This is a genomic window from Xanthomonas sp. NCPPB 1325 (genome assembly GCF_041477645.2).
In the GTDB taxonomy this organism is placed as follows: domain Bacteria; phylum Pseudomonadota; class Gammaproteobacteria; order Xanthomonadales; family Xanthomonadaceae; genus Xanthomonas; species Xanthomonas cannabis.
The window spans coordinates 4,677,419-4,699,913 of the sequence record NZ_CM192985.1; the positions used below are offsets into that span (position 1 = coordinate 4,677,419).

Annotated in this window: 14 protein-coding genes and 1 riboswitch; of the genes, 9 read left to right on the forward strand and 5 right to left on the reverse strand. The window is 66.7% G+C overall.

All coding sequences use genetic code 11. From position 1 onward, the window contains the following. The first annotated feature begins 294 nt into the window (after positions 1 to 294). From ACCQ10_RS19860 to ACCQ10_RS19880, 5 genes are all read left to right on the forward strand, one after another. The gene (locus ACCQ10_RS19860) at positions 295 to 1,305 is read left to right on the forward strand and encodes an aldo/keto reductase (protein ID WP_372361673.1); all 1,011 of its coding nucleotides are present in this window, start codon (positions 295 to 297) and stop codon (positions 1,303 to 1,305) included. After that, the gene (locus ACCQ10_RS19865; RefSeq protein WP_372361674.1) at positions 1,302 to 2,174 is read left to right on the forward strand and encodes an amidohydrolase family protein; all 873 of its coding nucleotides are present in this window, start codon (positions 1,302 to 1,304) and stop codon (positions 2,172 to 2,174) included. The genes ACCQ10_RS19860 and ACCQ10_RS19865 overlap by 4 nt, the downstream gene beginning before the upstream one ends. Beyond that, positions 2,171 to 2,941, forward strand: coding sequence for an SDR family oxidoreductase (locus ACCQ10_RS19870; protein ID WP_039405015.1), 771 nt, complete (start codon positions 2,171 to 2,173; stop codon positions 2,939 to 2,941). Before ACCQ10_RS19865 ends, ACCQ10_RS19870 begins: the two co-directional genes overlap by 4 nt. Before the next feature lie 165 nt (positions 2,942 to 3,106). Continuing rightward, positions 3,107 to 3,964: a fumarylacetoacetate hydrolase family protein gene (locus tag ACCQ10_RS19875; protein WP_372361675.1), complete on the forward strand. Its 858-nt coding sequence runs from the start codon at positions 3,107 to 3,109 to the stop codon at positions 3,962 to 3,964. 533 nt (positions 3,965 to 4,497) lie between these two features. Then, the gene (locus ACCQ10_RS19880; protein WP_047697884.1) at positions 4,498 to 5,820 is read left to right on the forward strand and encodes an L-fuconate dehydratase; all 1,323 of its coding nucleotides are present in this window, start codon (positions 4,498 to 4,500) and stop codon (positions 5,818 to 5,820) included. Positions 5,821 to 6,657: 837 nt separating this feature from the next. Here the strand turns inward: ACCQ10_RS19880 and ACCQ10_RS19885 are convergent. Beyond that, positions 6,658 to 7,017 (reverse strand): L-fucose mutarotase, encoded by a 360-nt coding sequence (locus ACCQ10_RS19885; RefSeq protein WP_047697883.1) that lies wholly within the window; start codon positions 7,015 to 7,017, stop codon positions 6,658 to 6,660. Between the two features lie 2 nt (positions 7,018 to 7,019). Beyond that, a complete protein-coding gene (gene fucP, locus ACCQ10_RS19890) occupies positions 7,020 to 8,321 on the reverse strand; it encodes an L-fucose:H+ symporter permease (RefSeq protein ID WP_372361676.1) in 1,302 nt (433 codons plus the stop codon). A gap of 180 nt (positions 8,322 to 8,501) precedes the next feature. On the opposite strand from fucP, the gene ACCQ10_RS19895 reads away from it, so the two are divergent. Together ACCQ10_RS19895 and ACCQ10_RS19900 are read left to right on the forward strand one after the other, a co-directional pair. Continuing rightward, on the forward strand, positions 8,502 to 9,278 hold the full coding sequence (locus ACCQ10_RS19895) for an IclR family transcriptional regulator (RefSeq protein WP_372361677.1): 777 nt from the start codon (positions 8,502 to 8,504) through the stop codon (positions 9,276 to 9,278). A gap of 356 nt (positions 9,279 to 9,634) precedes the next feature. Then, positions 9,635 to 9,795, forward strand: a riboswitch (yybP-ykoY riboswitch). 12 nt (positions 9,796 to 9,807) lie between these two features. Further along, positions 9,808 to 10,392 carry a manganese efflux pump MntP gene (locus ACCQ10_RS19900; protein WP_039414746.1) on the forward strand — a complete coding sequence of 195 codons (585 nt, stop codon included), beginning with the start codon at positions 9,808 to 9,810 and terminating at the stop codon, positions 10,390 to 10,392. Positions 10,393 to 10,574: 182 nt separating this feature from the next. Here ACCQ10_RS19900 and ACCQ10_RS19905 read toward each other — a convergent pair whose 3' ends face one another. The 3 genes from ACCQ10_RS19905 to ACCQ10_RS19915 form a co-directional block, all read right to left on the reverse strand. Beyond that, positions 10,575 to 14,024, reverse strand: a complete 3,450-nt coding sequence (locus ACCQ10_RS19905) for a NahK/ErcS family hybrid sensor histidine kinase/response regulator (protein WP_372361678.1) — start codon at positions 14,022 to 14,024, stop codon at positions 10,575 to 10,577. Positions 14,025 to 15,240: 1,216 nt separating this feature from the next. Next, on the reverse strand, positions 15,241 to 17,640 hold the full coding sequence (locus tag ACCQ10_RS19910) for a GH36-type glycosyl hydrolase domain-containing protein (protein WP_372361679.1): 2,400 nt from the start codon (positions 17,638 to 17,640) through the stop codon (positions 15,241 to 15,243). Between the two features lie 2 nt (positions 17,641 to 17,642). Then, positions 17,643 to 19,025 (reverse strand): MFS transporter, encoded by a 1,383-nt coding sequence (locus ACCQ10_RS19915; RefSeq protein ID WP_372361680.1) that lies wholly within the window; start codon positions 19,023 to 19,025, stop codon positions 17,643 to 17,645. 157 nt (positions 19,026 to 19,182) lie between these two features. Between ACCQ10_RS19915 and ACCQ10_RS19920 the strand changes: the two genes are divergently transcribed. After that, the gene (locus ACCQ10_RS19920; RefSeq protein ID WP_372361681.1) at positions 19,183 to 19,767 is read left to right on the forward strand and encodes a gluconokinase; all 585 of its coding nucleotides are present in this window, start codon (positions 19,183 to 19,185) and stop codon (positions 19,765 to 19,767) included. Positions 19,768 to 20,450: 683 nt separating this feature from the next. Further along, positions 20,451 to 22,181 (forward strand): outer membrane protein assembly factor BamB family protein, encoded by a 1,731-nt coding sequence (locus ACCQ10_RS19925; protein WP_372361682.1) that lies wholly within the window; start codon positions 20,451 to 20,453, stop codon positions 22,179 to 22,181. The last annotated feature ends 314 nt before the right edge of the window (positions 22,182 to 22,495 follow it).

Consider the following 22,495-nt stretch of genomic DNA (forward strand, 5'->3'; position numbering starts at 1 on the left):
GGAGGTGTCACAACCCGTAGCCCGGCCGAGCGGACCACACCTCTCGCGCATTCGGCCGGAACCACACGAACGCGATGCCCGGCCCGGCGACCGCCCCGCCGCCTGCGGCGCCCACCCAGGCAACTGCCTGCAAGCCCCACCTGCCATGCTGCACTGCAGCGTGATCTGTTCATTGATGATTGCCATATTCATATGCGAACAGCCGGACGCCCACCGGCTGGTGGACGTTGTGATGCCCAGCTACCGCTTTCCAGACTCCGGTTCCGCCTGCGCCGTCTTTTCGGAGCAGTGCGCATGAGCACCGTCGCGCGGCAGCGCCTGGGGCGCACCGACGTGCAGCTGTCGACGCTGGGCTTCGGCGCCGCGCCGATCGGCAATCTGTACGCCGAAGTGGACGAGGCCGACGCACTGGCTGCGGTGGCGGGCGCGTTCGAGGCCGGCATCCGCCATTTCGATACCGCGCCCTACTACGGCTACGGCTTGAGCGAAGCGCGCCTGGGCCGCGGCCTGGCCGGCGTGCCGCGCGATGCGTACACGCTGTCGACCAAGGTCGGCCGCTGCGTCTACGACGACGCCCAGGCCGTTGCCGGCCGCGATGGTTTTGCGGTGGCCGGGCGCCGCGCCGAGTTCGACTACAGCGCCGACGGCGTGCGGCGCGCCTTCGCCTCCAGCCTGGAGCGCCTGGGCACCGACTACATCGACGTGCTGCTGCTGCACGACATCGGTGCGCTGACCCACGGCGACAACCATGCCCGTGTGCTGCAGCAGGCCTTGGAGGAGGCCTTGCCGGCCATGGCGGAGTTGAAGGCGTCCGGTGCGTGCGGGGCGATCGGCCTGGGCGTCAACGAGCAGGACGTGGCGCTGGAGGTGCTGCCGCGGTTTCCGCTCGACTGCGTGATGCTGGCCGGCCGCTACACCCTGCTGGAACAGCACGGCGCACGCGCGCTGCTGGACCAGGCGCAGCAACACGGCGTGTCGATCCTGTCGGCCGGGCCATACAGCTCCGGCCTGCTCAGCGATGCACGCGGCCCCGGCGCCACCTACAACTACGCCCCGGTCGACACCGCCACCTTGCAGCATGCGCAGCGCCTGTATGCCGCCTGCGCCGCGTTCGGGGTGGATATCGGCGCGGCTGCGTTGCAGTTTCCGCTGGCGCATCCGGCAGTGACCACGGTGGTGGCCGGCATGCGCACCGTGGCCGAGGTGCACTCGGCCGCCGCACGGTTGCAGGCGACCATTCCGCCTGCGCTATGGCAGCGCCTGCGCGACGGCGGCCTGCTCGATACGGACCTGCCCACGCCATGAACCGCGTCGATGCGCATCTGCACTTCTGGCATCTGGCACGTGGCGATTACGCCTGGCTGACGCCCGAGCTTGCGCCGCTGTATCGCGACTTTGCTCCGCACGATGTCAGCGCTGCGCTGGATGCGGCCGGCGTTGGCAGCGTGGTCGTGGTGCAGGCCGCCGCAACGGAAGCCGAAACCTGTTACCTGTTCAAACTGGTGCACGATGCGCCGCGCATTACCGGCGTGGTCGGCTGGGTGGATTTTGCCGCGCCCGACGCCGCCGCCCGCATCGGCGCGCTGGTGCGCGCGGGCGGCGGCCTGCTCAAGGGCCTGCGCCCGATGGTGCAGGACATTGCCGACGTGCACTGGCTGGCGGGCGCCGAGTTGGACGCCGCCTTCGATGCGATGATTCAACACGATCTGGCCTTCGACGCCTTGATCCGCCCGGCACACGTGCCGGCTTTGCAGGCGCGGCTGAAACGGCATCCGGCATTGCGCGTGGTCGTCGATCACGGCGGCAAGCCGCAGATTGCGGCCGGCGAATTCGTCGCCTGGGCCGCCGGCATGGCCGCATTGGCGCAGCATCCCAACGTGCATTGCAAACTCTCCGGCCTGCTCACCGAAGCCGCACGCGGCGCCGGCATCGACGCACTGGAGCCGTATGTCGCGCACCTGTTCGCGCGCTTCGGTGCGCAGCGCCTGCTGTGGGGCAGCGACTGGCCGGTGCTGACCCTGCGCGCCGATTACGCGCACTGGGTCGATCTTGCACAGCAGCTCGTCACCCGGCATGCCGCCGCCCACGCCGATGCGGTCTTCGGCGACAACGCACGTACGTTCTATCGTCTGCCACGGCCGGCGGCCCCCACCCACGGAACCTTATCGGTATGACAGTCTCGATCCCCACCACACCCACCACCCGCCTGCAGGGCAAGCGCTGCCTGGTCACCGCCGCTGGCGCCGGCATCGGCCGCGAAAGCGCGCTGGCCTGCGCACGCGCCGGCGCGCAGGTGATCGCCACCGACATCGACGCCGCGGCCTTGCAGGCGCTGGCGGCCGAATCGGACGCCATCACCACCCAGCTCCTGGATGTCACCGATGCCTCGGCGATCGCTGCGCTGGTCGCGGAGCACGGCCCGTTCGATGTGTTGTTCAACTGCGCCGGTTACGTGCACCAGGGCAGCATCCTCGACTGCGACGAGCCAGCGTGGCGCCGCTCGTTCTCGATCAATGTCGACGCGATGTACTACACCTGCAAGGCGGTCCTGCCGGGCATGCTCGAACGCGGCCGCGGCAGCATCATCAACATGTCGTCGGTGGCTTCCAGCATCAAGGGCGTGCCCAACCGCTTCGTCTATGGCGTGACCAAGGCCGCCGTGATCGGCCTGAGCAAGGCCATTGCCGCCGACTACGTGGCGCAGGGCGTGCGTTGCAACGCGATCTGCCCGGGCACCATCAAGACGCCCTCGTTGGCGCAGCGCGTGCAGGCCTTGGGCGGCGACGAACAGGCCGTGTGGAAGAGCTTCACCGACCGCCAGCCGATGGGCCGCCTGGGCGACCCGCGCGAGATCGCGCAGCTGGTGGTGTATCTGGCCTCGGACGAATCGTCGTTCACCACCGGCCAGACCCATATCATCGATGGCGGCTGGTCGAACTGAGAGGCGCTGGATCGCTCTCTGTCCGCTGACACCAGGCCGCATCTCACACCTGGCGTCAGTTGTTTGCAGCATGCATCACCCGCATTCCTGTTCCGAGCGCACCTTACGCACCCGTCCGCGCCGTGTGATCGGCCGCTCCACTCCTCCCCTGCAAAGGAAGACTGCATGAAACTCGTACGTGTTGGCGCCGAAGGCCACGAACGCCCTGGCCTGATCGATAGCGAAGGCCGCATCCGCGATTTGAGCGGCGTCATCGACGATGTGGCCGGCGAGCACATCACCAACGCCGGCCTGGAAAAGCTGCGCGCGCTGGATGTGACCACGCTGCCGCTGATCGAAGGCGAGCAGCGTTACGGCGCCGCGGTGGGCCGCATCGGCAAGTTCATCTGCGTGGGGCTCAACTACGCCGACCATGCCGCCGAATCGGGCATGGAAGTGCCGAAGATGCCGATCCTGTTCATGAAGGCCACCACCGCCGTGTGCGGCCCCAACGACACCGTCATCATCCCGCGCGGCTCGGTCAAGAGCGACTGGGAAGTGGAGCTGGGCGTGGTGATCGGCGACGTGGCGCGCGATGTCTCGGTGGACGAAGCCTTGAACCATGTGGCCGGCTACGCGGTGATCAACGACCTGTCCGAGCGCGAATTCCAGCTCGAACACGGCGGCCAATGGGTCAAGGGCAAGAGCGCCGATACCTTCGGCCCGATCGGCCCGTGGCTGGTCACCCGCGATGAAATCGCCGACCCGCAGAACCTGTCGATGTGGCTGGAGGTCAACGGCCACCGCTATCAGAACGGCAGCACCCGCACCATGGTGTTCGGCGTGGCCGAACTGGTCAGCCACATCAGCCGCTACATGACGCTGATGCCCGGCGATGTGATCAGCACCGGCACCCCGCCGGGCGTAGGCCTGGGCCAGAAGCCGCCGGTCTACCTCAAGCCGGGCGACGTGATGGAGCTGGAGATCGAAGGCCTGGGCCGTCAGCGCCAGCCGGTGGTGGCGCATCCGCGTGATGGGGGTTGAGGTTTTTTGGAAGGACTGAGGGAGTACTGCATTGCAGTGCGTCCCACCTCTCAGAATGTTCTCACGCGAAGGCCGAAGTATTCACACAACACGAATCGTGCAGCAAAGCAAAGCCCCTCTCCCCTCGGGAGAGGGGTTGGGGTGAGGGTACGTCGCCACGGATGCGCGCAACGCGACGTCAGTCCACTTGTTATGTGGCCCTGATAGTTCGACGCTCGTGCTCACGCATCACACGCACGTTGCTCTCACGGAGTTTGCTGCCGCATTAAGTGTCTAAACGTTGTAGCGCGTCGATCGCAAAATGCAATTGGTCGTGCAATAGATTCATTGGGCTGAGTCGCAAACGCCTGCGTCACTGCAGCGCCTCAACATCCCCAGCGCTACGCGTTCGTACGTACCCTCGCCCCAACCCCTCTCCCGGCGGGAGAGGGGCTCAAGCGCGCTTCACTGCTGTCGTTTTCTTGACCCTTCGTTCTTGCACCCATCTGTCTTCCGCCCGTCTTCACTTCCCGCTTGCCATCGCCAGGACTTTCATGAGCACCATCATTGCCCTCGAGACCCACGACGTCCGCTTCCCCACTTCGCGCGAGCTCGATGGGTCGGACGCGATGAATCCGGATCCGGATTACTCCGCCGCCTATGTCGTGCTGCGCACCGATGCGCCCGATGACCTGGCCGGCTACGGACTGGTGTTCACCATCGGCCGCGGCAACGATGTGCAGACCGCTGCGGTGGCCGCACTGGCCGAACACGTGGTCGGCCTGCGCGTGGATGAGGTCATCGCCGACCTCGGCGCGTTCGCGCGCCGGCTCACCAACGATTCGCAGCTGCGCTGGCTGGGCCCGGAGAAGGGCGTCATGCACATGGCCATCGGCGCAGTGATCAACGCCGCCTGGGACCTGGCTGCACGCGCCGCGAAAAAACCGCTGTGGCGCTACATTGCCGAACTCACGCCCGAGCAGCTGGTCGACACCATCGACTTCCGCTACCTCACCGACGCACTCACCCGCGACGAAGCGCTGGCCATCCTGCGCGCTGCACAGCCGCAGCGTGCGCAGCGCATCGCGCAGTTGATCGAGCAGGGCTACCCGGCCTACACCACCTCGCCCGGCTGGCTCGGTTACTCGGACGAGAAGCTGGTGCGGCTGGCCAAGGAAGCGGTGGCCGATGGCTTCCGCACCATCAAGCTCAAGGTCGGCGCCAACGTGCAGGACGACATCCGCCGCTGCCGCCTGGCGCGCGAAGCGATCGGCCCGGACATCGCGATGGCGGTCGATGCCAATCAACGTTGGGACGTGGGCCCGGCAATCGACTGGATGCGCCAACTGGCCGAATTCGACATCGCCTGGATCGAGGAACCCACCAGCCCGGACGACGTGCTCGGCCATGCCGCCATCCGCCAGGGCATCACCCCGGTGCCGGTGTCCACCGGCGAACACACGCAGAACCGTGTGGTGTTCAAGCAGCTGCTGCAGGCCGGCGCGGTGGACCTGATCCAGATTGACGCCGCACGCGTCGGCGGGGTCAACGAAAACCTCGCCATCCTGCTGCTGGCTGCCAAGTTCAATGTGCGCGTGTTTCCACACGCCGGCGGTGTCGGTCTGTGCGAGCTGGTGCAACACCTGGCGATGGCCGATTTCGTCGCCATCACCGGCCAGATGGAAGACCGCGCGATCGAATTCGTCGACCATCTGCACCAGCACTTCCTGGACCCGGTGCGCATCCAGCACGGCCGTTATCTGGCCCCGGAAGCGCCTGGGTTTTCCGCGGAAATGCACGCTGCCTCAATTGCAGAATTCAGCTACCCCGACGGACGCTTCTGGGTCGAAGATCTGGCTGCCAGCGCGAAAGGCTGAGGCTACGGCCCCTCATCCGCCCTTCGGGCACCTTCTCCCGCACGCGAGAGAAGGAAGCAGCGGCCGGAAGGCTGGGGGTGCGCAGGCCGGCCATGGCTGGGCGGGATGGTGATTCAGCAGGCTTGGCGCTGCGGGTCGGCGCTTCTGGGGCCAGGTCTTGGGCCTGGCGGAACAACGGGTGGCTGACACACAGCCCGCTACAGACACCAAGCAGATAGGGGTGCATGGCGCAAACGCACCTTGGCCGATCGGCTGCGCCAGCTGCAGCTGATCCACCGCCCCGGTGCCAACGCCGAGCACGCCCTTCTCCCGCCTGCGGGAGAAGGTGCCCGCAGGGCGGATGAGGGCCCGGGCTCAGCGCACGGAACAACGAACGGCTGACACGCAGCCCGCTACACACACCAAGCAGATGGGGGTGCATGGCACAGACACACCACCGCCCCGGTGCCAACGCCAAACACGCCCTTCTCCCGCCTGCGGGAGAAGGTGCCCGTAGGGCGGATGAGGGCGCGGGCTCAGCGCACGGAAAAACGAGCGGCTGACACGCGGCCCGCTGCGGACACCAAGCAGATGGGGGTGCATGGCGCAGACGCACCACCGCGCCGGTGCCAAACCCAAGCACGCCCTTCTCCCGCCTGCGGGAGAAGGTGCCCGCAGGGCGGATGAGGGCGCGGGCTCAGCGCACGGAAAAACGAGCGGCTGACACGCGGCCCGCTGCGGACACCAAGCAGATGGGGGTGCATGGCGCAAACGCTCCACCGCGCCGGTGCCAACGCCGAGCACGCCCTTCTCCCGCCTGCGGGAGAAGGTGCCCGCAGGGCGGATGAGGGCGCGGGCTCAGCGCTGCGCCTGGATCGCCTCGCTCAATGCAAAGATCCGCCCCGCCTCGCGCCATTTCTCCCCAGGCGCGCTGCCCGGCAGCGGTTTCTGGAACCGCCACATCAGGTCTTCCCAGGCCTGAATCCGCGGATCACCCGCATCGCGCGCCGCCTTGGCCGCCGGGTCGTAGTCTTCGCCGACCTCCATCAGCATCACCAGCCGGTCGCCACTGCGAAAGATCTCCAGCTCGCGGATGCCGGCCTGCTGCAGCGAGGCCACGACCTCCGGCCATACCTCATCGGGCCGATGCCAGCGCTCGTACTCGGCGATCAGCGCCGCATCGTCGTGCAGGTCCAGCACATAGCAAAGACGCGGCATGCTCAGGCTCCTGCAATCACGGGCGCCGCGCGACGGGCACGCAGCGCGAACAACAAGATCACCGCAAAGCATGCGCCCGGCACCACCATCGCCCAATGGATGCCGGCCATGTCCGACACCCCGCCCATCACCGCGGTGAGCAACGCGCCGCCGATGATGGACATCACCAGCAACGACGAGCCCAGCTTGCGGGCGTCGTCATGCATGCCGTCCAGCCCCAGCGCGAAGATGGTCGGGAACATCACCGACATGAACACGCTGGCGGCCACCAGTGCGTACAGCCCGGTCCAGCCCGGCAGCGCGATGGCCACTGCACACAGCAGCAGATTGATCGTGGCAAAACTCGCCAGCAATTTGGCCGGCGCCAGATACCGCAGCAGCGCGGTGCCCACGAACCGACCGGCCATGAACAGCACCAGCGAAATGGTCAGATAGGTCGCTGCAGTTTTTTCCGGGGTGCCCGGCACGGCATCCTGCAGGTAGCGAATCAGGTAGCTCCAGATGCCGACCTGCGCGCCCACATAAAAGAACTGCGCCACCACCGAAAACACGAACAGCCGGTTACGCAGCAATTCGCCAAAGCGTGCGCGCCTGGGTGCTTCGCCGGGGGTCGCCTCCGGGGCGCCGCTGGGAAAGCGCACCAGCGCGATCAGGATCGCCCACAGCACCACCACCACGCCGATGATCAGGTACGGCATCTGCACGGCGGCCGATTCGGCGGCGAAGAACGCCTCGCGCGCGGCCGGCGCCATCGCCGCCAGTTCGGCCGGGCTGTGCTCCACGCCGGAGAAGATGAAGTGCTGGCCCACCAGCACGCCGGTGATCGAGCCTAGCGGGTTGAACGCCTGCGCAAGGTTCAACCGTCGCGCCGCACCGTCGGCGGGCCCCAGCACGGTCACCAGCGGATTGGCGGTGGTTTCCAGAAACGCCAGGCCACTGGCAATCACGAACAAGGCCAACAGGAACAGCCAGTAGGTATGCACCTGCGCAGCCGGATAGAACAGGAACGCACCGCACGCATACAGCAGCAGGCCCAGCACCACCGCAGCCTTGTAGCTGTAGCGGCGCATGAACATCGCCGCCGGCATCGCAAACACGAAATAGCCCATGTAAAAGGCGCTCTGCACCAGCCCGGCCTGCAGGTCGGTCAGTTCGAAGGCCTTCTTGAACTGCTTGATCAGGATGTCGTTGAGGTTGTTGGCCATGCCCCACAAAAAGAACAGGCTGACGATCAACAACAGGGGAACCATGGCGGTACGCGCCAGGTTGCCGCGCGGTGACGCGGCAATGTCACTGTGATGCATGCGACCGATCCCCTCCCAAGGTTGTGGCGCTTGCGTTGCAATCCAGCGAGCGTACTGCGCACGCCAACGCCATGCAAATATAAAATCTTTGTTTATATTTGCACGAACAGCACCGCACTGACCCGCGCCCGCGATGCCTGTACCCTGGCGCGCCGCACCCTGCCCTGGAACCGCAAACGGATGAGCACCGAACCCGCCAAGTACCGCGCGCCGGCCCTGGACAAGGGCCTGGACATCCTGGAGCTGCTGGCGCGTGAAGCGCGGCCGATGAGCATGGGGGCGATCTCGCAGGGTGTGGGGCGCTCGCGCGGGGAGATCTTCCGCATGCTGCAGGTGCTGGAAGAACGCGGCTACCTGATGCGCGACGCCGAGGGCGACTATGTGCTGACCAACCGGCTGTTCATGCTCGGCATGCAGCAGCCGCAGGTACAAAACGTCACCGAAGCCGCGCTGCCGGTGATGCGGCGCCTGGCCGATGCGATCTGCCAGCCCTGCCATCTGGTGGCGCCGTCGGGCGACCAGATCGTGGTGATCGCACAGATGGATGTGCCCAGCGACCTGGGCCTGGTGGTGCGCCCGGGACATCGTCGCCCGTTGGCCCACTCCACGTCCGGCCTGGTGCTGTTCGCGTTTCAGCAAGCCGATGTGCAGGAGCGCTGGCTGGAGGCGCTGGACGCCAGCGCGGTTGCCTACGACCGCGCGCAGTTCCTGAAGGACGCGCAGCAAACACGTCGCGATGGCTATGCGATGCACGCCAGCGAAGCGGTCGTCGGCGTGATCGACCTCACCGCCCCGATCCTGCAACACGGCAGCGCCACCTACACGCTGACGGTGCCCTTCATCGAACGTCGCCCGGAGCTGGTCAACGCGCGCGCAGCGATGCAAGCCCTGTGTGCGGCAACCGCCGAGATTTCCGATGCGCTGATGTATCACCCGCCACGCGCATTGGGCGGGTGAATCGAGGCCAGAGCGGGCTTGGCGCTTGTGGCGATGTCGCACGCGCGCGATCACCGGCGACGGGGTGACCGACAAGACGGCGCAATGCCGCGTGTACCTGCGATGGCACTCGAACGACTGTGATTGCACGCGCCTCAGCTGCGGCTGCGGCAGATTGACGCGGCGGTCCGTTGCGGTGGCCCGGGCAGCGCCTCCGCGGTACTCGTCGAAGCTGTTGCGTGCAGTGGCGAGCGGCGTGATTCCCCGCAGGAAGCCAGCATAACGGCCGCTACGATAGCCAAGGCTATAAAGATCAGACCGACCTTCGCGTGCGGGCAAAACGCCCGGAAGCGCGTTTTGCGTTGTTACACTGCGCGCCCCTTGGGGAGTAGCCTGCTTTCGTCCATCGAAAGCGCCTGCATCAACATCCTCGGCCGTTGCGCCGTGGTGCAGGCAACCCGTGTGGTTTGGCGAGACCAACGACATGCGTGCCTGACGATGGTTGGCGCGGGCGCATGCCGTTGTGAACGTGCCCAACCCGAGCGTGTCGATGTCTCCTGTTTCCATTGTGTTGATCGGTTTTGCGATGTCCACCGATGCCTTTGCCGCCGCCATCGGCAAGGGCGCTGCGATGCGCAAGCCGCAGTGGCGTGACGCATTGCGCGCCGGCCTGGTCTTCGGCTGCATCGAAGCCATCACCCCGGTGATCGGCTGGCTGCTGGGCCGTGCGGCCTCCAGCCATCTGCAGGCCTTCGATCACTGGATCGCCTTCGGCCTGTTGGGCGCGTTGGGCGTGCACATGATCGTGGCCGGCCTGCGCAACGAACCGGACGATGCCGAAGACGCAGCCTCCCAGACGCCGAAGCGGCATGGCTTGCTGGCCTTGGCCACCACCGGCTTTGCCACCAGCATCGACGCGATGGCAGTCGGCGTCAGCCTGGCGTTTCTCGACGTGCACATCGGTGTGGTGGCGGTGGTGGTGGGCCTGTGCACCTTCAGCATGGTCACCGCCGGCATCATGCTGGGGCGTGCACTGGGCGCCTTGATCGGCAAGCGCGCCGAGATCCTCGGCGGTGTGATCCTGGTGATCGTCGGCAGCGTGATCCTCTACGAACACCTCAGCGGCGCGGCGTAGCACGCAGCGGTCTGCCGTAGGAGCGCACCCGGGCGCGACGGGCATTACCGGGAAAGCCCCGTCGCGCCCGGGTGCGCTCCTACGATGCATGGCATGCGCTCCGCGCGCGATCGGCATCGTGGGACGTTTACTCGATGCCGACTGCATCGCCGCATGTCGCGGTGATGGCAGGGATGCACCCGTCAGCGGGTTTTCGCGTCGTGATACGCACTCAAAAACGCGCGCAGCGAGGCCGGTTTCACCGGCTTGGTCAGCAGGCGGTAGCCGCGTTCGCGCGCAAGCTGTTTGAGCTCGTCGCGGCCGTCGGCGGTGAGCAAGGCGCCAGCGATCGGTGCGGTTGCCGCAGCCTGCACGGCGTCGAGCGTGTCCAGGCCATCCAGGCTGTCGTGCAGGTGATAGTCCACCAGCATCAGGTCCGGTTGTTCGCGCGCACGCTCCAGCGCCTGGTCCACGGTACTGGCGGTGATGACTTCCACCTGCCAGCGGCCAAGCAGCGCGCGCATGCCGTCGAGGATTTCGCGGTCGTTGTCCACGCACAGCACGCGCAAGCCGGCCAATGAATCGCCACTGGGCAACGCGCGCGTAGCCGGCACCGGCAACAGCGGCGCCACCGGGACCGCCGCCACGCGCGGCAGCAGGATCGAGAACATGCTGCCGCGGCCGACCTGGCTGCGCGCGCTCAAGTCGTGGTCGAGCAGGCGCGAGATGCGTTGGCAGATCGACAGGCCCAATCCCAGGCCCTGCTCGCCCCAGTCGAACGGCTGCTGGTAGCGGCGGAACTCTTCGAAGATCTGCCGCATGTGATGTTCGGGAATGCCCGGGCCGGTGTCCCACACCTGCAGCTCCACCTGCTGCCCGCGCCCGCGCATGCCCAGCACGATGCGTCCCTGGCGCGTGTAACGCAGCGCATTGGCCAGGAAATTCTGCATCACCCGGCGCAGCAGCCGGCGGTCGCTACGCACCCAGATCGTGCGGCTGTGCACCTGCAGGCGCAGGCCACGGCTGGCGGCCACCGGTGCGTACTGCGCGGCCAGTTCGTGCATCAGTGCGCTGGCATCGAAATCCTCCACCGTCGGCCGCAGGCCACCGGCATCCAGCCGCGAGACATCGAGCAGACCATCGAGCAATTCTTCGGCCGCACGCAGCGAGGCGTCCACGCGTTCGGCCAGATGGCGTTGTTCTTCGTTGTTCTGGTGGCTCTCGCGCAGCGCGGAGGCGAACAGGCGTGCGGCGTTGAGCGGCTGCAACACGTCGTGGCTGATGGCGGCCAGAAAGCGGGTCTTGGATTGCTGCGCCAGCTCGGCCTCGCGCGAGCGATCGGCCACGCGTTGTTCCAGATTCTCGTTGGCGTCCAGCAGCGCGCGCTCGGCGCGCTTGTAGTCGGTGATGTCGTTGTAGCTGGTGACATAGCCGCCGCCGGGCAGCGCCTGGCCTCGCATTTCGATCACCTTGCCGTCGCTGCGGGTGCGCTCGAACACATGCGGCGAGCCGGCGCGCATGTGGCGGATACGGCGGTCGATCTGGTCTTCGATATCGCCCTCGCCCAGCTCGCCGCGCTCGGCGTTGTAGCGGATCAGGTCGGCCACCGGGCGGCCGACGTACAGCATGCCGTCGGGGTACCCGAACAGCTGCTGATAGCGCCGATTCCACGCGGTCAGGCGCATGTCCGGGTCGACCACGCTGACCGCGGCGCTGATGTTTTCCAGCGTGGTGGACAGGATCTCGCGGTTGAAGCGCAGCTCCTGGCCGGCCTCGTCCAGTACCGCCACCACCTCGCCCAGCTCCATGCCCGAACCGCGCAACAGGCTGGTCAGCACCAGCCGCGCGGAGGCGGCACCGATGGAGGCTGCCAGCAGGCGCTCGGTGAATTGCACCCAGGCGCGGTCGGCCACCACAGTCGGCTGCAGCTCGCGCTCCAGCAACTGCGCCTGCTCCACGAACGCACGGCGCGCATGCCGCTCGCCCACCACGCGCTCGGCCAATGCCTGCAGGTCGCCCACCCGCACATGCCCCGGCCATTCGCCGGCCACCGCCGGACGCTGCGCATACGGGTCCAGGAAGGGCGCGGCACGCAGCCGCTCGTCCACCCCGGGGCGCCAACGCGCCGACACCAGCATCATCGCGCCGACGTTGATCAGCAACGACCAAAAGGTGCCGTGCGCCAGCGGGTCCCAGCCGCGCATGCCGAACAACTGCTGCGGCTGCAGCCACGCAATGCCGAATGGCCCGTCCACCAACCACTCCGGCTGCAACCAGCCCGCACGCGTGGCGGCCGGCAGCAGCAGCGTATAGATCCAGGTCATGAAGCCCAGCACCATGCCGGTCTCCACGCCCTTGCGGCTGGCGCCGCGCCAGTACAGCCCGCCGATCACGCCCGGCGCAAACTGCGCCACCGCCGCAAACGCCATCAACCCATACGCGGCCAGCGTGGTGTCGTTGGCCACGCTGCGGTGGTAGCCATAGGCGACCAGCGCCAGCAGCAAAATGGCGACGCGGCGGATCCACAGCACGCGCGAGGCCACTGCCGCACGCGCGTTGGCGCTGACGCGGCGGCGCAGCAGCACCGGCATCACCAGATCGTTGCTGACCATGGTGGCCAGGGCGATGCTGGCCACGATCACCATGCCGGTGGCCGCGGAAAAACCACCCACGTAGGCCACCAACGCCAGCACCGTGTTGCCCTGGCTCAGCGGCAGCGCCAGCACCACCGCATCGTCCACCACCGCGCTACCCTTGCCGAACAGCGCGATGCCGGCCGAGGCGATCGGCACCACCATCGCCGAGATGATCACCAGGTACGCCCCGAACAACCAGCGCGCGCGACGGATATCGCCGACATCGCTGCATTCCACCACTGCCACATGGAACTGCCGCGGCAGGCAGATCACCGCCAGAAAGCTCAACAGCGTCTGCGAAATGAACCCCACCGATGGCGTGTGCTCGAACAGGGTGCGCGCCGAATCGGCGATATGCAGCTGGTGGTCGCTCAACCACAGCCAGGCAAACAGGCCCACCGCCACGATGGCGATCAGCTTGATCACCGACTCCAGCGCGATGGCCAGCATCATGCCGTGATGGTGCTCGGTGGCATCCACCTGGCGGGTGCCGAACAAGGTGGCGAACAAGGCCATCAACAACGCCACGTACAACGCCGGGTCGGCGAAGATGCCGCGCCCCGCGCTGCTATGCCCGGTCAGCACCTCCAGGCTCATTGCGACCGCTTTGTACTGCAGCGCCAGGTACGGCACGATGCCGACCAGCGCGATCACCGCCACCAACGCCGCCAGCCGCCGCGAGCGGCCATAGCGCGAGGAAATGAAATCGGCGATGGACACAGTGTTTTCGGCGCGTGCGATCAGCGCCAGTCGCTCGATGATGCGCCAGCCGAACAGCAGCAACAGCAACGGCCCCAGATAGATCGGCAGATAGCCGATGCCGTTGCGCACCGCCGAGCCGACTGCGCCATAGAAGGTCCACGACGAGCAGTACACCGCCAGTGCCAGGCTATAGACCGCCGGCCGCAGCCATGGCCGCTCCGGATACATCGGCCGGCGGTCGCCCCACCACGCCACGCCGAACAGCAACGCGGCGTAGCCCACGGAGACCAGCAGCAGGATCCAGCTTGATACCAAGGGGCGTTCCCAGGCGGCGCGATGCGAGCCTGGGAGTTTACGCAGTGGGATTGGGGATTGGGGAATCGTGCCGGACTGTTTGGCGGAGGGCGAAGCCCTTCGGCCACCTCTGGCAGTTCCTGCCGTCTTGCAGGAGGCGTGGTGTCGTGATGTAGGCGTTGCACGCGTGCGCGTTGCCGGGACGCCGCGCCTTTGAATCAGTCCCTGACCAGGGGCATCGGGCCGAAGGTCAAACGCCCCCCATCCGCCCTTCGGGCACCTTCCCCCGCAGGCGGGAGAAGGGACCGCGGTTGCGGTGTGCCATGCACTGGCCTGTCGCATTTCCGGCCCACCAAGCTGGCCAGGGGCATCGGGCTGAAGGTCAAACGCCCTCCATCCGCCCTTCGGGCACCTTCCCCCGCAGGCGGGAGAAGGGAACGCGGTTGCGGTGTGCCATGCACTGGCCTGTCGCATCTCCGGCCCACCAAGCTGGTCAGAGGCGTCGGGCTGACGGTCAAACGCCCCCCCAATCCGCCCTTCGGGCACCTTCCCCCGCGGGCGGGAGAACGGACCGCGGTTGCGTTCTGACATGCACTGGCCTGTCGCATCTCCGGCCCACCAAGCTGGCCAGAGGCATTGGGCTGAAGGTCAAACGCCCCCATCCGCCCTTCGGGCACCTTCCCCCGCAGGCGGGAGAAGGGACCGCGGTTGCGGTGTGCGATGCGCAATCGCCTGTCGCATCTCCGGCCCACCAAGCTGGCCAGGGGCATCGGGCTGAAGGTCAGACGCCCCCCATCCGCCCTTCGGGCACCTTCCCCCGCAGGCGGGAGAAGGGACCGCGGTTGCGATGTGCCATGCACTGGCCTGTCGCATCTCCGGCCCACCAAGCTGGTCATAGGCGTCGGGCTGAAGGTCAAACGCCCCCCATCCGCCCTTCGGGCACCTTCCCCCGCAGGCGGGAGAAGGGATCGCGGTTGCGGTGTGCCATGCGCAATCGCCTGTCGCATCTCCGGCCCACTAGGTCAGGCAGCCGGCAGGGAGCGTCTGCCGCATGGCGGTACGAGAGTGTGCAAGGCCGGGCGGCATGCACCGTTACGGTCGGCGACGATGCACCGCTACGGTCGGGCAACGCTGCGCCGTTGTCGCGATCAGCCGATGATGCGGGGGCCACCCGGTGTTGGCCGCTCCCCCTCTCCCGCCTGCGGGAGAGGGTGCCCGGAGGGCGGGTGAGGGCCGCTCAGCCCGGCAGCCGCACCTGCACCCGATACACCCGGCCGGCGGTCACCGCGTGCACGCGCTGGTCCGCGCTGACCACACCATCCACCAGCACCTCCGTCGCCACGCGTCCGGCTTCGCGCTGCAGCTGCACCTCGAACTGCGCGCCCCGGAACTGGCGCGTGACCTGCGCCCGCGGCCAGTGCGACGGCAGCTGCGGGCGGATCGCCAGCGCCTCGCCCTCACCGACCAGCCCGAACAAGCCTTCCAGCACGCAGCGATACACCCAGGCCACCGTGCCGGTGTTGAACAACTGGCTCGACCGCCCGGCGGTGCGCGGATACTGATGCCAGGCACCGCGGTAATAGTTGGGCAGCGACACCGGCAGATGGCCGCGCTGCAGCACGTCCTCGCGCGTCGGGCCCGGCAGCATCGCGCGCAGGATCTCCCACGCGCGGTCGGCCTCGCCGATCTGGTACAGGCTGTACAGATAGAACGCCACCGCGTGGTTGTAGACCGCGCCGTTCTCTGCCGCGCCGGGCCACTTCTGGGTCAGCCGCCCCACGTCGTCGCGCATGTGCGTGTACGCCGGCGCCAGCATCACCGGGCCATACGGGGTGTGCAGCTGCTCTCGCACGGCCTCCAGCAGCGCCGCGCGTTGCTGTGCATCCGCAGTGCCGGCCAACAGCGCGAAACTCTGCGGATTGAGATAGATGCGCCCCTCCACGTCGTCGGCGATGCCGAAGCGCACACCGTCGTCGGTGATGCCGCGTGCATACCAGTTGCCGTCCCACAGCTCGCGATTGGCGTCGGCATTGACCGCGCCCACCGCCTGGCCAAACCTCTCCGCCTGTGCGCTGCGCCCGTGCGTAGCGCAGATGTCCGACCACAGCCGCAGCGCATACGCGGTGGCCACGGTCAGCCAGCCGGACACACCCTTGCCGCGCCAGCCGACCATGTTCATTGGGTCGTTCCAGTCACCCTGGGCGATGAAGCTCAAGCCGCGTGCATCGCGTGCGTCCAGCAGCCACTGCATGGCCGCATCCAGCCGCTCGGCCACGCTCAGCGCCTGGCCATCCTGCGTGCGCACCACTGCCTCCAGCACGCTGGCATCATTGGTTTCGGCCAGATACGCGCTCAGGAAGATCGGCAACCACACGCAGTGGTCGGTATGCGGCACCTGGTTGATGTATTTGAGCTCGGCGCCTTCCACCAGCAGGATGCCGTCCGGCATCGCACCGCTGGGTTCCTGCTGCGACAGCGCGTGCAGCAGCGCCGCACGCGCGGTGGCCGGCTGTAGGTAGGCCATACCCATATGGTCCTGCAGATAATTGCGCGTCTGCGGATCGGTGGTCAGGCGATTGACGTCGCCGTGGTAGAACACCTGCCGCGGCAACCAGTGGTTGACCAGGTTGTCCAGCGCCGCATCCGGCGTGGCGATCTGCACGCAGCCATGGCCGGCCTGCAGGTACTGCGCATACTCACGTGCCGCTTGCGCAAAGCCTGCTTCCGACAGATAGCGCGCACGCAGCGCGGCGATTTCTGCATCGTCCTTGGCCGGCCCGAACGCAAAGCGGTACACGCTCGCCGCATCCGCTTCCAGACGCAGGCGGTATTGCAGCGCCGCCGCCGGGGTTTCGTAATGCGCGTCGCTGTTGCCCAGCTGCTCGGCCTGGATGGCGGAGGGCGCATGCAACCCGCCTTCGCCTTCGAACGCCAGTTGCTGCGCGTCCCACGCCACTGGCGGTTGTTCGTGCAGCAGGAAGGTGCAATCCTTGAAATCGCGCTGGCGAAAGTAGTCGTCCACCTTCTGGTACGGCGCCACGCTACGGCAAACGATGCCGCCCAGCGCCGGCTCGTAGCCGCCGGACTGATGCATCCACGACATGTAGCCAACCGGGAAATACACATACAGGCTCAGCCTGCGCGCACGTCCGGAAGCGTTGTGTACGCGGCATTCCCACAGCTCCACCGCATCGTCGGTGGGCAAGCCCACGCATAGCTCCACCACGATGTCGTCGTGCTGCACGCGCCAGCGCACATCGTGCTTGCCGGCGGAGAATTCGAATGCCTGCGGCTGCGCGCGCACCGGCTCGTGCGGCACCGAATACAACGCGCCAGTGTCTTCATCCTTGAGATAGAAAAAGCGCCCGGGATGGTGCGCGTAATACGGCTGCTCCGGCATCATGAAGTTGCGCGCCTCCAGCACCGGTGCATGCGCGTACTTGGACGGCTCCGGCTGCATGAACTGGCCGGTGGCATAGCCGCGACAGGTGAGCTGCAACATCATGCGGCGGTTCCACAGGAACCCGCCGGCATTGGGCATGGCCGTGGGGCTGTAGAGCGCGTAGCGCGCGCCGTCGGCGCTGGGCGCCAGCAAGGTGGACAGATCGTCGGACGCAGCAGTGGGCAGTGCAGACACGGTCAGGGGTGCTCCGGTTCGTCGCGCTTGCGCGCGGCCAGTTCGTGCTGGATGCGGCGCAGCAAGCCGTCATCCAGCGGATAAAAACGCATGGTCCAGGCCGCCAGCAGCGCCACTGCGCCGGGGATGACCGTCAGCAGCAGCACGATGCCGGTCAACGAGCCGGTGGACTGCGCGCTGTTGGCCACATAGCCCATACCGGCCAGCACCCAGGCGATGCCGGCCGAGGCCAGCGCGCCGCCAAGCTTCTGCGAAAACGTGGCGGCCGCAAACGTCATCGCGGTGGCACGCCGGCCGGTGCGCCATTCGGTGTAATCGGCGCTGTCGGCGTACATCGAAAACGCCAGCGGCGACTTCGGCCCCAGTGCCAGGCCGATCAGCATGTTCAACGCAAAGATGGCCCACACCGCATCGGCAGGCACGAAGAACATCGCACAGCTCAGCAGGCCGACCATCACCATCAGCCCGCACATCAGCTGGCGCTTGTCCCAGTGCCGGGTCAGCAGCGGCGTGATCGCCGCGCCCACACCCAACGCCACCGAATAGCAGCCCAGGAACAAGCCGACCAGATCCGGGCGCTGCACGTAATACTTGAGGTAGTACACGCCCGCGCCGCCGCGCATGGTGATGGTGATCATGATGATCAGCGACAGCACGAACAGCACGCACCACGGCTTGTTCTGCAACAGGTCGGCGATGTCGCGGCGTACCGGCGTGCGTTGCTGCGGCGGTGGCTGCACGCGCTCGCGCGTGGTCAGGGCCACGCCGACGAACAGCGCCACCGCAATGGCGCCATACAGCATCATCGTACGCTGCCAGCCCAGCGCATCGTTGCCACTGCCGAACCAGCGCACCAGGTCCATCGTGAAGTAATTGACCAGCGTGGTGCCCGCAAATGCACCGATGAACCGCAGGCTGATCAGACCGGTGCGCTGCTTGCTGTCGGCGGTGATCACGCCCGACAACGCCGAGTACGGAATGCTCACCACCGTGTAGGCCAGCATCATCACCAGGAAGCTGAGCGTGGCCCACACCATGCGCCCGTGTTGATCCAGCTCCGGGGTGGTGTAGGCAAGCACGCCGGTCGCTGCCATCGGCACCGCGCCCCACAACAGATACGGGCGGAACTTGCCCCAGCGGCTGCGCGTGCGGTCGGCGATGGCGCCCATGGCCGGGTCGGCGATCGCATCGGCGATCTTGGTCAACAAAATCATCGTGCCGACTGCCGCAGCCGGCAGGTGCATGGTGTCGGTGTAGAAGATCAGCAAAAACGCCGAGATGTTGGCCCAGTAAAGATTCAGGCCCAGATCGCCGGCGCCGTAGCCGAGCTTTTCGCGCCAGCGCAGGGGCGCCGATGGAGGAGACGTTGCAGGGGGTGACGTCATCGGCAGACCTTCGCATGCGTTGTACCCGGCCGGGCACGCCGTTACGCTGGGTGCCCGCTCACCTGGCAAGGAGCGCCGACGCTACACCACGCATCGGCTGCCGCCAACGTGAAATCCGCTCAAATGCCGAATCGATCCGGAGATATAACCTGACGTGATGGACACCGCCGTCCCCTCCACGCCTGCGTCCGCTTCGCCCCTGGCCATCGTCGTGATGGGCGTGTCGGGCAGCGGCAAGACCACCATCGCGCAGGCGCTCGCCGCGCATTACGGCTACCGCTTTCTGGATGCCGACGACTACCACAGCGTGGCCGCACGCGCACAGATGGCCGCCGGCCAACCGCTCACCGATGCCATGCGCCTGCCCTGGGTGGAACTGCTGGCCGCGACCCTGCGCGACTGCGTGCATGCCGGCGAATCGGTGGTGCTGGCGTTCTCGGGTTTACGCGGTACGCACCGGCAATTGCTGCGCGGCAGCGGCATACCGATGCGCTTCGTGTTCCTGCATGCGGCCCCGCACGTGATTGCCGCACGCCTGAGCGCGCGCGCCGGCCACTTCATGCCGCCCAGCCTGCTCGACAGCCAGCTGCAGACCCTGGAGCTGCCGCTGGACGAAGCGGACGTGGTGTCGGTGGATGTGGACGCCACGGTGGCGGAGGTAGTGCAGGATGCGATCACGCAGCTGGCGCTGATCGCTCCCACTGCGGTGCACAATGCCGCACCCTCGCCTCAAAACGCCTGACGCACCAGCTAACGCAGCCCGGCATCGCACGCCCCGGGCGTCTCCCGCTCACATGGGAACAGGATGGCGCGCAGCACCGGATGGGGATGCGGGCCAAGCCCGTGGGTGCGGACGACACAACGGCGTCGCCCCTTACCTCTACGTGTTCGACGCACGCCGGCGGCGAGTGCCCCAAGGCACGCGTGACAACGGCGCGCAGGCAGTGCCATTCGCCAGAGGGGAGTGGGCTTACCCCTCACCGCAGCGTACGTTGCGTTCGATCAAATCAGAACGCGCAACACGTGCAGTGCTGCAGGCCAATGCCACCACCACCGCCACCAGAGATCGCTGCGCAGCGCGCAGCGCTCGCGGCGTCACCGCCGTGTCGATCCACCGCACAAGGTGGCGCAACATTTCCTGGTTACTTTTTGCAAACCGCTGATTTGCAGGGACATCCGGCGCTTTCTGGCTGAATCATTTTTTCTATCGCACACACGCTAAATAGTGATGAATCATCACCATTTGTGCGATTAACGCACGCGTTGAACGCAAATTTTGCGAGCTGGTACGACCAGATCCAAGCAGACCCGACCACTCTCTGAATGCAGCGACCAGGCCGTGTTGCACGGTCGCCACAATCGGCGATCTTCATCCAGCAGATCCGGGGGGATCCAGCGCTTCCTTCCATCAATGGACACGCCGTGATGACAAATCCCAATCGCCGTTTGCGCTTACGCAGTTTGACGCTCATCCCTTGCCTGCTCGCCAGCGCAGTGGCTTTCGCCCAATCTGGCGCCACAACCGCGCAGGCGCCCGCGTCGTCGCTGGATACGCAGGCGTTCGCGCGCTCCGGCGAGGTCTGGCGCAGCTTCGGCAATGCGCAGCCCTTCGCCAGTCCCACCAGTTGGCCGATTGCCGGCGGTGGTTATTTGAACCAGCGCTTCGCGCCAGGCGAGTGGAAGATCAATCGCAGCACCGTCTCCTCGCTCAAGCCGGCGTGGACCCTGACCACCACCGGCGACATCTCGGCAACGCCCAGCATCGAGGGCGGCACGCTGTATGTCCCCGACTGGGGCGGCACGCTGTACAGCGTCGATACCCAGACCGGCAAGCCGAACTGGCAGGCCAAGCTGTCCGACTACACCGGCAAGAGCACGTCGCTGTCGCGGACCACCCCGGCCATTACCCCCAAGAGCATCATCCTGGGCGACATGGCCGGCGGCACCGTGCTGGCCCTGGACAAGAAGACCGGCAAATTGCTGTGGAAGAGCGAGGTGGAAACCAACCCGCAGGCCCAGATCACCTCGTCGCCTGTGGTCTACGGAAACCGCGTGTACTTGGGCGTGTCGTCCAGGGACTACGAAAGTCTTGATCCGACCCATCGGTTCTCGTTCCGCGGCAGCGTCGTGGCACTGGACCTCGCTACCGGCAAGAAGGTGTGGCAGTTCTACAACGCACCCGAAGGCTATACCGGCGCGTCGACATGGGGCCAGGTCGCCGTCGATCCCATCGCACGCCGCATCTACTTCGGCACCGGCAACAACTACAACATTCCTGCCAGCGTGGGGAACTGCGTGTCCAACGCACGTTCGTACCGTGGCAGCGAACTGACGGTGCAGGATGAACTCAACTGCATGGCGCCGGACAACTATGTCGACTCGGTGGTCTCGCTGAATCTGGACACCGGCAAGCTGGTCTGGGCCAACCGGAACCAGGGGTATGACGCCTGGAACCTGTCCTGCATCCTCGCTCCCACCAATGGCCTGTGCCCGAATACCCAGGCGACCAATCTGACCGGGCCCGACTACGATTTCGGTGGCGCAGGCATCAACCTGTTTTCCGTACAGCGCGAGGGCAAGCTGCAGCAATTGGTCGGCGCCGGCCAGAAGAGCGGCATCTACTGGGCCTTCGACGCCAAGACCGGTGCCAAGGTGTGGTCCACGCAGGTCGGCCCCGGTGGCACCACCGGCGGTATCGAGTGGGGCGCGGCGTTCGACCCCTACAAGTCGCGCGTGTATGTGGGGATCAACAACAATTTGAATACCCCCTACACGCTGGCGCCGGGCAATACCGTCAGCCATAACGGCGGCTCGTGGGCAGCGTTGGATGCGGCCACCGGCCGGATCCTGTGGCAGGTTAAGACGCCGGGCATCAACCCCGTCAACCCGGCCGTGCCGGCAGGTGCCCAGGGACCGATCAGCGTCTCACCCAACCTGCTGTTTGCCGGCTCGATGGCAGGCAACATGGTGGCCCTGGACAGCGACACCGGTGCCACGCTGTGGAACTACAAGGCGACCGGCTCGGTGATGAGCGCACCATCGATCGTGGACGGTGCGCTGTACTGGGGCTCCGGCTATGCGCGCAACAACTTCGGCGTCGCAGCCACGGCCAACCAGTTGATCAAGTTCGTGCCGGACGCCCCTGCAGGCAAGTAGGGGTCAACGTGGATGCTCTGCGCGACCTGACGCGCAGCACGGCATGACAACGGCGCCACCTTCGGGTGGCGTCGTTGTGTCTGCAGTTGTCGTGATCCTCGCGCTCGATGCGCAGGAGCATGCTGCATGTCTTGCTACTCGGGCATGGCCATAGCGAGGTACATTCGAGCGCCCATCCGGTGCAATTGGCCGCAGCGCAGCGGCACTATCTTTGAATCGCCGCTGCTGTGTGGACGCTCATTCCTCCAGGCGATACGATGCGCCCGCCCTGCATACCGATCGGCCAAGGCAGCGCCACGCGGCTTTGATCCGCA